Origin of the sequence: Arenibacter sp. F20364, from assembly GCF_023015905.1 — a bacterium.
Lineage (GTDB): Bacteria > Bacteroidota > Bacteroidia > Flavobacteriales > Flavobacteriaceae > Arenibacter.
In genome coordinates this window covers 1-13,676 of the sequence record NZ_JALKBD010000025.1, presented here as the reverse complement: position 1 = coordinate 13,676, position 13,676 = coordinate 1, and the positions used below count along the sequence as shown (strand labels likewise).

11 protein-coding genes are annotated in these 13,676 nt (G+C 39.1%); 3 read left to right on the top strand and 8 right to left on the bottom strand.

Annotation, left to right across the window (positions count from 1 at the left end; translation table 11 throughout):
* Positions 1–20: 20 nt before the first annotated feature.
* On the top strand, positions 21–1,631 hold the full coding sequence (locus MWU84_RS17605) for a PorP/SprF family type IX secretion system membrane protein (RefSeq protein ID WP_246904183.1): 1,611 nt from the start codon (positions 21–23) through the stop codon (positions 1,629–1,631).
* A 7-nt stretch (positions 1,632–1,638) separates the two neighbouring features.
* Here MWU84_RS17605 and MWU84_RS17600 read toward each other — a convergent pair whose 3' ends face one another.
* Together MWU84_RS17600 and clpB are read right to left on the bottom strand one after the other, a co-directional pair.
* Complete coding sequence (locus MWU84_RS17600; protein WP_246904180.1) at positions 1,639–2,235, bottom strand: TetR/AcrR family transcriptional regulator; 597 nt, start codon at positions 2,233–2,235, stop codon at positions 1,639–1,641.
* 112 nt (positions 2,236–2,347) lie between these two features.
* Positions 2,348–4,948, bottom strand: a complete 2,601-nt coding sequence (gene clpB, locus MWU84_RS17595; protein WP_246904178.1) for an ATP-dependent chaperone ClpB — start codon at positions 4,946–4,948, stop codon at positions 2,348–2,350.
* Positions 4,949–5,113: 165 nt separating this feature from the next.
* Between clpB and ytxJ the strand changes: the two genes are divergently transcribed.
* On the top strand, positions 5,114–5,515 hold the full coding sequence (gene ytxJ, locus MWU84_RS17590) for a bacillithiol system redox-active protein YtxJ (protein ID WP_246904176.1): 402 nt from the start codon (positions 5,114–5,116) through the stop codon (positions 5,513–5,515).
* Positions 5,516–5,589: 74 nt separating this feature from the next.
* Here ytxJ and MWU84_RS17585 read toward each other — a convergent pair whose 3' ends face one another.
* Together MWU84_RS17585 and fahA are read right to left on the bottom strand one after the other, a co-directional pair.
* Positions 5,590–6,777, bottom strand: coding sequence for a hypothetical protein (locus tag MWU84_RS17585; RefSeq protein WP_246904174.1), 1,188 nt, complete (start codon positions 6,775–6,777; stop codon positions 5,590–5,592).
* 113 nt (positions 6,778–6,890) lie between these two features.
* Positions 6,891–8,180, bottom strand: a complete 1,290-nt coding sequence (gene fahA / locus MWU84_RS17580) for a fumarylacetoacetase (RefSeq protein WP_246904172.1) — start codon at positions 8,178–8,180, stop codon at positions 6,891–6,893.
* Between the two features lie 111 nt (positions 8,181–8,291).
* On the opposite strand from fahA, the gene glyA reads away from it, so the two are divergent.
* A complete protein-coding gene (gene glyA, locus MWU84_RS17575; protein ID WP_246904170.1) occupies positions 8,292–9,566 on the top strand; it encodes a serine hydroxymethyltransferase in 1,275 nt (424 codons plus the stop codon).
* A gap of 93 nt (positions 9,567–9,659) precedes the next feature.
* Here the strand turns inward: glyA and MWU84_RS17570 are convergent, their stop codons facing one another.
* The 4 genes from MWU84_RS17570 to MWU84_RS17555 all read right to left on the bottom strand — a co-directional run.
* Positions 9,660–10,331, bottom strand: coding sequence for a hypothetical protein (locus MWU84_RS17570; protein ID WP_246904168.1), 672 nt, complete (start codon positions 10,329–10,331; stop codon positions 9,660–9,662).
* Positions 10,332–10,585: 254 nt separating this feature from the next.
* Entirely contained in the window at positions 10,586–11,254 is a 669-nt protein-coding gene (locus MWU84_RS17565) for a histidine kinase (protein WP_246904166.1), read from the bottom strand.
* A 21-nt stretch (positions 11,255–11,275) separates the two neighbouring features.
* Positions 11,276–13,348: an ATP-binding protein gene (locus MWU84_RS17560; RefSeq protein ID WP_246904164.1), complete on the bottom strand. Its 2,073-nt coding sequence runs from the start codon at positions 13,346–13,348 to the stop codon at positions 11,276–11,278.
* A 103-nt stretch (positions 13,349–13,451) separates the two neighbouring features.
* The coding region (locus MWU84_RS17555; protein ID WP_246904162.1) for a hypothetical protein at positions 13,452–13,676 on the bottom strand (225 nt) is incomplete at its 5' end.

Below are 13,676 nucleotides of genomic sequence, written 5' to 3'. Positions count from 1 at the left end.
AGTTTTTTGTTCTTTTGTATATGGATAAAAAGTACGCTATTTATGCTGTTTTGTTTGCGATAATGTTTTCGCATGCCCAGGAAGTTGCGCTTCCGACCGATTTAAGACAGCATAATATAACCGAATTCAATTCCAGTTTGTTCAATCCGGTTTTTTCTTTGGACAGGAACAATCCAGAATCCATTGCCTGGTGGTCCAGGTACCAGTGGCAGACTATAGATGGTGATCCAACCTCTATGTTCTTAAATTATTCCAGAAAAATAAACACTCAATCCTCCATAGGCGTTGGGTTTATCCAGAATAACACGGGGGTGTTTTTAAATACCGGCGGAGTGTTGAACTATGCCTACGCTTTCGATTTGGGCAATAATATGCAATTGTCCGTGGGGTTGAATGTTTTTGGATTTAATAGTGAAATTGCAGATGATCGCTATAATCCAAATCCTGAAATTTCAATACCCCAATTGGAATTGTCCAAGAATGCCTTTATTATGCAATTTGCACCGGGAGTTCGATTTTCCGTAGATGGTTTCAGTGTTGGTTTTAATGCAGAAAATCTCTTTGATTATAACTTTTCTACCAATAAAAGCGCTTCGGAATCCGATGAAAAGATTTACATAGGTATGGTAGATTATCGATTGCCCGTAACCCTTTTCAGTGGGGTGGACAATGCGTATCTGCTTCCTATGCTGTATGTGAAATCTGTGCCGTATGGGGATACTCAGGTGGGACTTAATGCATTATTATCATCCAATAAATTTTGGGTACAAGGTGGTTATAACAGTTTCTACGGAATTTCGGGTGGATTGGGTGGTAGATTTTTCAAGCATTTATCATTGGGAGTCTTGATAGAGGCTGGCTTGGATGCTGAAGTTAAGGATCAGGATCCTTCTTTTGAGGTAATTGCAGCCTATACTTTGGGTAGTCCTGACGCTCGTAAGAAGGTAATTGGCTTTGATGTGGATGAGGTTCCAGTAGAATTGGGGGAACCAGCGGTGGATATTCAAATGGAAGAGGAGGCACAGATAGCGGAAGAAGATAAAATAAAGAAAGACCTCAGTAAAGCGGAGGCTTTGGCGGCGAAAAATGCTCAAAAAAAATCCAGAAAACAAAAACGCGTTAGAGGAAAGAAAAAAAGAGCTCTTGAGGAAGAATTGAGAATAGCCGAGGAATTGGCCGAGGCAAAAAGGTTGAAGGAGCAACAGGAGGCCGAGGCTTTGGCAAGGGCCATTCAAATGAAGGAGCAAAAAAGATTGGATTCCATAAAAGCTATAGAATTGGCATTGGCTAAGAAAATCCAGGATGACCTAGATATGATTGCAGCCAGGAAGAAGGCTGGCAAAGCTGTAACACAGGGCCATTACGAGGAAGTAGAAAAACTGCAAGGCCAGAAAGCAGGATTTTATCTTATAGGTAATGTTTATGGGACTTCTAGATACCGTGATATTTTTGTGGAAAGCCTTAAGAAGAAAGGTATTGACGCTAAGTTCTTCTATTTGGAAAGTACCAAGTGGGACTATGTATATTTGGAAAGGTTTGATACCCTAAGTGAAGCCGAAAAGGCAAGGGATAATGACTATAATGGAATGTATTCGGAAAAAACGTGGATTTTCAGAATAATTGGCGAGTAGTGCTAAATTACTTTTTTATTTCACGGACGATTAATTGGTCCAAATAGGCCACTGTGTTCAACAAGTATTTTCTATCACCGGTTATAGTGGCCATGGCAACTGCTCCTTGGATCATTGTAAATAGTTGTTTTGAAAATTGAAGGGGTGTTACCGGAAGCTTAAGCTCATTGTTGTTAAGGCCGTTTTCTAGGACCAGGGCAATTTTCCCCTCAATCGTTTTTATGGTTTCCCTAGTTGCTGCCAGCAATTGGGAGTTGTTGTGATTGGCATCGATCCCAATATTCAAAATTGGGCAACCTCCCAATTCCTCAATAAAGGTGTCGTAATGACGATAGAAATTAGTAAGTACTAAAAGTTTTTCCAGGGAAGTTCCAGTCGAATTTAACTTTTCATCTATTTTGACCAATAATTTTTTGCTGTTGTATTCAAAGGCAGCAAGTGCCAGGGAATCCTTATTTTCAAAATTCCCGTATATGGCCCCTTTGGTCAAACCTGTAGCCTCTGTAAGATCACTCATGCTAGTTCCTACATATCCAAGCTTGTTAAAAATTGGCGCAACGGTTTCAATGATATAGGCGGTTGTTCTCTCAGCTTTTGTAGACATGTCCTTACAGTTTTATGCTAATATAAAAAATCTTATACTGTATGGTATATATTGTTAATAAAAAAGGGCATCCAATGTATGGTTGGATGCCCTCGTATTGAAAACTATAACTTTATTTTGCCAATTCACTCTCGTTTCTGAACACCAGTTGATCGTTAAAAGAGTCTATTAGAATAGTTCCACCTGGGTGGATTTTTCCACTTAGCAATTCCTTGGAAATATTGTTCAATACTTCTTTTTGAATAACTCTTTTTATGGGCCTTGCACCATATTGTGGGTCATACCCCTTGTCGGCCAAGTAATCAATTGCCTCCTCGGTTGCATCTATGCTAATTTGCTGTTTGGCAACCAATTTTTTCAACTGATCCAGTTGTAGGACCACTATCTTTTTAATGTCCATTTTACTTAATGGGGTAAACATGATAATGTCGTCTATCCGGTTCAGGAACTCTGGTCGTATCGTTTTACGCAATAGCCCGAGCACTTCTACCCTTGCAGCTTCAGTGGCGCTGTAGATATCTTTGTTGTCCTCAAACTTTTCCTGAATAATATGGCTTCCCATATTACTGGTCATAATGATTATGGTGTTCTTAAAATCTGCAACACGACCCTTGTTGTCCGTTAACCTACCTTCATCCAATACCTGTAATAGGACATTAAAGGTGTCAGGGTGCGCTTTTTCAATTTCATCCAATAATACTACTGAATAAGGTCTTCTTCGCACTGCCTCGGTCAATTGTCCACCTTCGTCATAACCAACATATCCTGGAGGTGCTCCTACCAATCTACTTACCGAATGCCGCTCTTGGTATTCACTCATATCAATTCGGGTCATGGCGTTTTCATCGTCAAATAGGTAGGCTGCCAGGGTCTTTGCCAATTCTGTTTTACCTACACCGGTAGTTCCAAGGAATAGGAAGGAACCAATGGGTCTCTTGCTGTCCTGCAATCCTGCCCTACTTCTTCGTATGGCATCGGAAACCGCCTGTATGGCCTCCTCTTGTCCTACTACTCGTTTGTGGAGTACATCTTCCAACTTCAGCAGTTTTTCCCTTTCGCTTTGAAGCATTTTGGTTACGGGGATCCCTGTCCATTTGGCAACCACTTCGGCTATATCCTCGTTGGTGACCTCTTCTTTGATCAGAGTTTCCCCAAGTTGTTGTTCTTCCAGTTCGCTTTCCAGTTTTTCCAATCGTTCCTGGGCTTCCTTTATTTTACCGTACCTTATTTCGGCAACTTTTCCATAATCTCCATTGCGTTCGGCCCTTTCTGCTTCCAACTTAAAGTTTTCGATATCATTCTTTGTTTTTTGGATGTCGTCCACAACCGTTTTTTCACTTTCCCATTTGGCAAAGATCTCATTTCGGTCCTCTTTTAAATTGGCCAGGTCCACGTTCAAAGCCTTAAGTTTTGAGGTGTCGTTCTCTCGCTTGATAGCTTCTATTTCTATCTCCAATTGCATTATTTTACGGTCCAGAACGTCTAGTTCCTCAGGTTTGGAATTTATTTCCATTCTAAGCTTGGAAGCGGCTTCATCCATGAGGTCGATTGCCTTGTCCGGCAAAAATCTATTGGTAATATAGCGTTGTGACAATTCAACGGCGGCAATTACGGCCTCATCTTTAATTCTAACCTTGTGGTGCGCCTCGTACTTTTCTTTAATGCCCCTAAGAATGGATATTGCGCTTTCGGTATCGGGTTCATCCACTATAACTTTCTGGAACCTTCGTTCAAGGGCTTTATCCTTCTCAAAATATTTTTGATATTCATCAAGCGTAGTGGCGCCAATGGCACGCAGTTCTCCACGGGCCAGGGCGGGTTTTAGTATATTGGCGGCATCCATAGCGCCCTGTCCACCTCCGGCTCCAACAAGGGTGTGTATTTCATCAATAAAGAGGACTATGTTTCCGTCAGAAGAGGTTACTTCTTTTATAACTGCTTTTAGGCGCTCTTCAAATTCCCCTTTGTATTTGGCGCCAGCAATAAGGGCACCCATATCCAAAGAAAAGATTATTTTATCCTTAAGGTTTTCAGGGATGTCGCCCTGTACAATTCTATGGGCCAGACCTTCGGCAATAGCTGTTTTACCTACGCCAGGTTCCCCTACCAGCATTGGGTTGTTCTTTGTTCTACGTGACAAGATCTGTAAAACCCTTCTAATTTCTTCGTCCCGTCCTATAACCGGATCCAGTTTTCCGCTGTCGGCCAGTTCATTTAGGTTTCGTGCATATTTGTTCAAGGAGTTATAGGTATCCTCGGCACTTTGTGAAGTTACTTTTCCTCCCTTTCTCAATTCATTGATAGCTGCCTTAAGGTCTTTTTCGGTAACCCCTTGGTCTTTAAGTATTTGGGCTATTTTGCTCTTTGATTTGAAAATCGCTAATAACAAATGTTCAATGGAAACATATTCATCTTCCATTTTCTTTGCTATAATACTGGCTTCCGTCACCGTTTTATTGGCTTCCCTTGAAAGCATAATCTCTCCGCCCGATACTTTGGGAAAACTTTCCAATTCCTTTTGCAAAATCTGGTCCAATAAGGTGGTGTTTACGTTCAATTTTTTAAGGATAAACGGAAGTACATTTTCCTCGACCTCGGAAATTGCCTTAAATATATGCTCGTTCTCTATTTGTTGGTGGCCCAAACCTTGCGCCATCTGTTGCGCATGCTGTATGGCTTCCTGTGACTTTATGGTGAAGTTATTAAAATTCATATAGTTGTTTTTTTTGAGTTAATGATTACTTTTGAACATTTAAAAGCAACAACCTTACCACTGTTTTTAACAGGACATAATGTCGCTTATTTTTGAATTTAGAGCGACAATTCGGCAGCTTGTAAGGTTTAGCGCATTTATTGGACTTAATACTAAAATTACGAAATGGGAATATTTAATCGGCTTTTTGGAAAGGATAATAATAGCGAAAATGGGAAAAAGGAAGCCAAGGTGGCGCCATGGGTTCCCTTGGCGTCCGTAGACCAACTAGAGGCTATTAAAGAAAAGTCCAATGCCAAACCTCAGGTAATATTTAAGCACTCCACGACCTGTGGCATTAGCAGAATGGTTATGAACCGCTTTAACGAGGGGTATGATATATCTAAAAATAGTTTAGATCTTCATTACCTTGATCTGCACCAATATCGTTCTGTTTCCAATGAAACTAGTAGTGTTTTTGGTGTTGTACATGAATCGCCACAGTTGCTGGTCATAAAAAACGGAGTGGTCGTGGCGCATGAATCCCATGGAGCTATTACACGCCTGGATTTAAAAAAATACATATAGTTTTAAGGGAGATCTTCCTTAAAACTATATGTATTTCTAATGGGAACTAAATAAAAGCTAAGACCTGTAATGCTTTAATTAAACCTATGTCTAGTAACTATGCCTTTCAATTTAGCTTTTAAATCCTCTCCTGCGTCATAGACCATTTGTTCATTGCTAGGGAAAGGAACGGCAGATAGTTGCAACAAAGGAACCATATCTTCTTCAAGAGCACTTGTGTCCCCATTGTGTTTAGCATAAACGTGGTTAAAGATAAACTGGCTGGCCAAAGGGTAAGAATTGATCTGCTGTTGATTGTTTAAATCCAAAAAGCTCACGTTTCCAACTACTTCGACCGACTTCAGCTGGGTAAATTGATAAAAGTTACATTTTACGGTTTTAAATTTATCGACCTTTATTTTATTGCCCAAACTGTCTTTTAAAACCTCCCCATTGGAGTTCATGGCGTATTTGAACCCGTCCTTGATCTGTTTTTCCTTGGAGATCTGTTTTTCGGTAATCTGCTCTGGACTAATATTTATATCCCTAAAAGCTACTTGCATTTCATAATCGTACTTAATATTTTCCAGGGCGTTGGTGTGGTACACGGTCCAGAGGTCGTTTAATCCGTAAGTATTAAAATTTAGCAGTTCCTGTTCTAGACGATTGGGAACTATTTGTTCAGAGTCATTGATCATTACTACTTGAACATAATCCATCCCTTTGTTATGGGCCTCATCCAATTTAAGCTCGGTATCCTTGTAATTGGGATTTATCTCGTTTAAATATGTAAATTGATCAAAGGCCTTTCTAAAATCTTCCTTGTATCGACCTGTATTTAATAGGGCGGTGGCATTATTGTACAGGTAATCCGACAATTCACGTTTGGACTTTATTATTTCCTCGTCATAATTTTTAAAAGTAAAATGGGCGTTCCTATTTTCCTCATATAGTTGCAAAGGCAATAAAGGTTTTATACGCTCTTGGATAGCTTTTAAGTTTTGATATCCATTAAAAATTATTTCATGGTTGGCCGGATTGTTATCCTTCTTTAAAAAGGCGATCTGCTGAAGCTCACGGTCGGTATTTTTCTTGAAAGCCTCCTCCAACAATTGAATGTAGGGTTGATTGGATTTTTTGGTTTTGTTTTCTGCTATGTTTTTCAAGGCGGTGTTTATGGCATTGCCATAATTACCCGTATTTAGGGCTTCCTGTGTTCTTTTGACCCCTCCACAAGAGATTAAAAAAAACATCATTAAAGAGGTGAGTAATATTTGTTTCATAACGTTTGGTTTAAAAATATTATGGGCATAGTTCAATAGCTATGCCAAAATAGTCTTATACCTCAACGTTAAACAATTCGGTATCGTACAAACAGCTGTAATTTTTTTGGGCCTTATTTCTTCTTCTGCTGAAAAACAGGTAGCAATTTTGTGGTGACTTCCCCAAAACCAATACGCACATTACCCTTTTTACAATATCCGGTTATGGTTACGGTATCGTAATCTTCAATGAACTTTCTTGTGGATCCATCTTGAAGGGTAAGGGGTTTTTCCCCACGCCAAGTAAGCTCCAACATTGAACCATAAGTTTCAGGGGTTGGACCGGAAATTGTCCCGCTGCCCATCATGTCGCCACTATTCACTTTGCAGCCATTTATGGTATGGTGGGCCAGTTGTTGTGCCATGGTCCAGTACATATATTTAAAGTTCGATCGGGTTACTGTGGTTGCGGGGCCGCCTTCGGGCTTTATGGAAACTTCTAAATTAATATCGAACCCTTTTTTTCCCGTTTGTTGTAAATAGGGCAGGGGGGTGGGCGTTTGTTCCGGACTGGCTACCCTAAAAGGTTCCAAGGCATCCAGGGTAACTATCCAAGGCGAAATGGATGATGCAAAATTTTTGGCCAAGAAAGGACCTAAAGGCACGTATTCCCATTTTTGGATATCCCTAGCGCTCCAATCATTAAAAAGTACCATGCCAAATATGTAATTCTCTGCTTCCTCCACAGGAATTGGTTCACCCAAAACATTGGCATCTGTGGTAATGAACGCCATTTCCAATTCAAAATCCACCAATTTGGAAGGACCAAAAATAGGTTGCTCCTCTCCCGCGGGAAGGGTTTGTCCCATGGGCCTTCTAACAGAGGTGCCGCTGGGTACAATAGAAGAACTTCTTCCATGATATCCTACCGGTATGTGCAACCAATTGGGAAGAAGTGCATTTTCTGGATCTCTAAACATTTTGCCCACATTGGTCGCATGTTCCTTGCTGGAGTAAAAATCCGTATAATCCCCTATTTGTACAGGAAGCTGCATTTCTATTTCGTCCATGGTAAAAAGAACAATATTCTTATGTTCTTCGTTATTCTTCAGGTCGTTGTTATTGATATCGAAGATTTCACTGATCCTATTTCGGACCAAACGCCATGTTTTTTTTCCGTCTGATATAAAATCGTTCAGCGTATCCTGTAAAAAAATATCATCGGTCAAGGGTATGTCCTTAAAGTAACCCAATTGATGCAATGCCCCCAAATCTATGGCGTAATCACCAATTCTTGAGCCTATGGTTATGATATCGTCCCTGGTCAGGAAAACTCCAAAAGGAATATTCTGAATGGGGAAATCAGAATTAACGGCTACAGGTAACCATGTTTTTTTTTCTGGATGATTAGTTTTTAACGGCATCTTGGAATTGTTAACTGGTGTTTAATAAATATCTTATCAAATATATTATTTTCTAGCAATTAACGGTCTGCAATTTGTATTTTTGCACATTATTTAATAGAAAATTACTGTATGCAACGTGACGATCAAATTTTTGAACTAATAGAGGCGGAGAAAGAACGCCAAATGGATGGAATTGAACTAATTGCTTCCGAGAATTTCACCAGTCCCCAAGTTATGGAGGCTGCGGGATCGGTATTGACCAATAAATATGCGGAAGGGTATCCTGGCAAGCGCTATTATGGAGGTTGCGAAGTAGTGGATGAAATAGAGCAATTGGCCATAGATAGGGCCAAGCAATTATTTGGAGCCGCCTATGCGAATGTTCAGCCACACTCCGGATCACAAGCAAATGCCTCTGTATACCATGCATGTCTAAAGCCGGGCGATACCATCCTTGGATTTGATCTGTCGCATGGTGGCCATTTAACGCATGGTTCTCCCGTTAATTTCTCAGGTAGATTGTACAATCCTGTATTTTATGGGGTTGATGAGGAGACAGGTGTATTAAATTACGATAAAATACAGGCAATAGCCACCAAAGAACAACCTAAGCTTATAATTGCCGGGGCTTCTGCCTATTCCAGAGATATGGATTTTAAGAAGTTCAGGGAAATTGCAGATAGTGTAGGGGCAATACTTTTGGCCGATATATCGCATCCTGCGGGTCTTATAGCAAAAGGAATTTTAAATGATCCAATCCCCCATTGCCATATTGTTACCACAACGACCCATAAGACTTTGCGCGGTCCAAGAGGAGGGCTTATTTTGATGGGTGAGGATTTCGACAATCCTTTTGGGGTAAAGTTGAAGAATGGTACTTTGAGAAAAATGTCGGCCTTATTGGATTTGGCAGTTTTTCCAGGTAATCAAGGTGGTCCATTGGAGCACATCATTGCGGCAAAGGCCATTGCCTTTGGAGAAGCTTTGACCGATGAATTCTTGCATTACATGCTACAGGTTAAGAAAAATGCCGCGGCCATGGCAAGCGCCTTTGTGGATAAAGGATATAAAATTATTTCTGGCGGTACGGATAACCATATGATGTTGATAGACCTTAGGAATAAGAATATTACGGGAAAAGATGCTGAAAAAGCCTTGGTAAAAGCGGATATTACAGCCAATAAGAATATGGTTCCTTTTGATGATAAATCTCCTTTTGTAACCAGCGGTATTCGTTTTGGTACGGCTGCGATTACCACAAGAGGTTTAAAGGAAGACCAAATGAAGGTTATTGTAGATTTTATCGATCAGGTGATAATGAATCCTGAAGATGAGAAGATCATCGATGCTGTCAAGGAAAAAGTAAATGCCTTGATGCATTCCAAATCTTTGTTCAACGTATAGTTAAATTATAAAACTGTCCATAAAACACAAAGGCCTTTATAGTCAAGAGCTTTTTTAGGTTTTATGGACAGTTTGTATTAAAGATATTCGGGCTTATTCACTTAGGATCTGAATATCTCCGTGGATAATGGTTTTGGTGTTTAGGTCATATATAGCCGCTTCTTCGGTTTGGTCATAATACATGCCCCAAAATCCGAAATAGTCATTGGTATTATTATTGTCGGAAACAATATTCTTTAATTTGGCATCACTTTCCAGGGTATCCTCTTCAAAAACAGGGATAAAAATCTCAAATGGAGTCTCGTTCAGTCCTTTTGTATAGTATACGTTGTGGTTAATGAGCTCTGATAAAATATTTTCTGCCTGGTCGGTAATACTTTGATCGTAAATTTTACTGATTAGAATTGTGGTATCGTTCAAGGATATGGTCAACTCACTTATATCTATGGTTATATCGTTCAGTTTCTTAAGTTCGGAATATGCCAAAAGAAACAGAAGGGTCTTTTTTGGGCTGGATTTATTGGGTCGTCCTTGGGTGGGTGTTACCTTGTTTAAATAAAACAATGATTCGGCAAGACTTAAATTGCATTTAATGTCTATGATCAAATTAGCGGACTCTTTCTTTAATGCGTAGTTGCCAATATTAACTTCTGCAAAAAAATTCTTTTCCAAACTTTTTCTAAAAGACTCCAAACCAATAATATGGTCGGTGTTTTTAAGCCCAATTTTTGGGTTATTGAAAAAATCGTTTCCTAATCTAGACATCTTGAAATTAATTTATTGAAAAACTAATATCAAAATTAGCGTAATGCTTTGTCCTTAATTCGATAAAAACCTTAGAAAAAATAAGGTTTTCATTCAAAAGAGGTGCATTCATCGAAAAAGTACACGATAAATGGTAAGCAGGTACTTTATGATTGGAAAATAAGTGGAATAAAGCTATTTGTCGGTATTATTCAGAAATTACAAACCATGTCCTAGAACATAGGTTTTGGACATGGGAGCGGACAGATAATCAATTACAGAAAGCCTCTATTCCGAGCTTCATTTACCAAAGCCAGATCATTTTGCTTTTCTACGCCGAAAATTACCTTAAGTTGTCTTTTTCTATTTTCTATTCCTGCGAGGGATAGGTTTATAAAATCTACCATATCCTTTGTTCTTGTTCCAATTGAAACATGATATAGTATTTTTTTGTCGTTATCGTCCAATAACAAATCATTGGATACTTTTTTTCTAATCGCTACCAGTGCTTTTTGACTATAGTAGGGGGGCGAGGTAATGACACCTTTTACCATGGCGATCAGGGATTTTTCGTCTACTTCCGATTTTACCATATATCCATCGGGATTCACATTTTTTAGAATGCTGTTTATTCTATAATTATCACTAAAAGAGGACATGAAGACAATTTTGGTATCCGGAATTATCTTTCTTGCGAAAACCCCAAGGTCTTCGCCTGAATATGGCTCTTCCAAATGCGTTTCCGTTAACTGTACATCCAATAATAAGAGATCGTATTTAAACGATCTAGCTGAATCCTCTATTTTTTGCTTTCCGGTTTCAAAAGTATTGGCCGTTTCAACTTTTACCTGAAATTCTTCAAATTCGGCAGCCTCCAAAAGATATTTATATCCGGTAGTGATCATTTCATGGTCATCTACCGTTAAGACTCTTAAAGTTCTCATTCTATTGTTAATTATAATCCATTACGCAGATTGGGGTTCCGCTTGTTCTTCCATAATACAAGGAATGGTAACAATAACCTTTGTCCCTTGTCCTATTTTACTTTGGATGTCATAAGTTCCGTTTAACTTGTCCAATCTCGAATTAATGTTTTTAAGTCCTATTCCTCTTTTTCCTTTCTTTTGATCAAATCCAACTCCGTTGTCCACTACTATAATCCTTACGTGATCATCCTCGGATTCAAACAACAAGTCTACTTTAGTGGCCTTGGCATGCTTTATACAATTCTGCAAACTTTCTTGCACTATCCTATAAATATTTATTTTAATATCTCCCTTTAATTGGTCCCAATCTATTTTGTGGTCATACTCAAAATGACATTTCATTTTCGAGGAGTCCTGAATTGTTTTGACCAATTCTTCAATGGATACAATAAAGTTATGAATTTTTTCTTGCGATGCCCTGCTCAGTTCATGTGATATTGTACGGATTTCCTCCTCCAAACCTTGTAATTTTTTAAGTAGGTCACTGCGCTTTAGAACGGAATCAGAATCGGTTTTATTGTTAAGTCCGGAAAGAATTAAACGTATTCCCAACATTTGCCCTAAAATACCGTCATGTAATTCTTCCGATATTCGCTTCTTCTCCAATTGTTTACCTTCCTCTACCTTTTTATTCTGGGCCAATAAAAGATTAAAAATTTCTTGATTGGTTTTTTGTTGAGCCTGTTCAAATCTCAATTTTTGATTTTTTCGGCGTTGGTCTATGGTAATCAATATAAATGCAGCAAGGACAAATAGGGCAATGGCTATCCCGATCCATAATTGGCGCTGCCTGGTCAACAATTCATTTTGCTCAATAAACTCATCGGTCTCGAACCGTATCCTGGTAAATTTGTTTCTAGTTGTGCGTTCTTCCCGAACCAAACTATCGTTTAATTTTATGTATTCTTGGGTGTATTTGGATGAGTTTTCTGGATCCACTTTTGCCATAAGCTCCAAGGATTCCAAAAGCCTTCTATTGTTACTGGTCTGTTCGGAAATTCGTTTAGCAGTTTGGGCATATTTTAAAGCTTTGGCAGTGTCTTTTCGGTCATGGTAATACTCCGCGATCTCATAATTGGTCAGTGCCAACCCTCTGTTGTCATTAATGCTATCCTTTATTTTTAAAGATTTTTCAAATGAGGCCAACACGCCAGTGGTATCACCAAGCTTGTTTTTGCTGTATGCGTAATTGGAAAGTGCTTGGGCATACAATTCTGTGTCTTTATAATAAATGCTATCTGCTTGAATAACCTTCTCAAAGTTTTCTTGAGCTTTTTTGTTTTCACCTTTTGTTTGGAAAACCATACCTATATTGTTAAAGGCTTTGTTTCTCAACCTATTGGACTTGTCTATTTTCGATTTGTCCAAATAAAAAAGAGCCTTGTCGTAGTATTCCAATGCTTTATCATACTCCAATAGGGCATTGGTTACTGACCCCAAATTATTATAACACAAAAACAGGTTGTAATATTTGTCCAGGGGCTTAAATAATTCAATGGCCTCAATGGTGGTGACTTCACTGGCGGTGTAATCCTTTATATCAGATTGTACTTTGGCCAAACTATATAGCACTCGAGCGGTGGAATAGTCGTTCTTTAAAGATCTAAAAATTTTTTCGGCCTGGGCATAATGATAGTAGGCACTGTCCTCAACTGAATGATCCTCTAAGAAAAAAGCCAGGTCCCAATGATTATTGGCCAAGGCGTTGGAATCTCTTATTTTTTCGGATAGAGATAGGGCGATGTTGTTAGATCGCCTAAATTGGAGGGAATCCCCTATTAGTGAATAGTAATAGGATATTCTGGAAAAGTGTTTGGATTTAAGGGAATCGTTTTTTTCCTGCAAGGCTAAATCATATGCCTTGGAGAGATTTGCACTATATTCTTCCCTGGAACTGCTATTCTCTTCGGCCAACCAGTAGGTGATGCTGTCGTTGGAGGGTGATGGGTTTGAATCTTTTGTGCCAAAGGAAGTATCCTTACAGCTACTATTCAACAGATGTAGGAAAATTACGAAATAAAATGAAAATTTGTATTTGATATTTTTTTCCATAAAGGTGGAAAGATAAAAAAAAAGCCCTAAACAAATTTGCTTAGGGCTCTATATTTTGTAAAAGTAATTTAAACCTTTCGGTTCTTAAAATTTTTCATGTTATTTACGCCATCGCGTTGTTAACTTTTTGAAAATCAAGCGATGCCTTGGGAGGATCCCGTCTTTCTCTTGGAATGTTGTCTCCGTCAGTGGCGACGGCATTGTCCTGGTACTTAAATTCTATAGTTGATTTTGGAGGATCCCTTCTTTCCCTTGGAATGTTGTCGCCATCTGTAGCCACGGCATTGTCATTGTACTGGAAATCTGTGGTTGCCTTGGGAGGATCCCT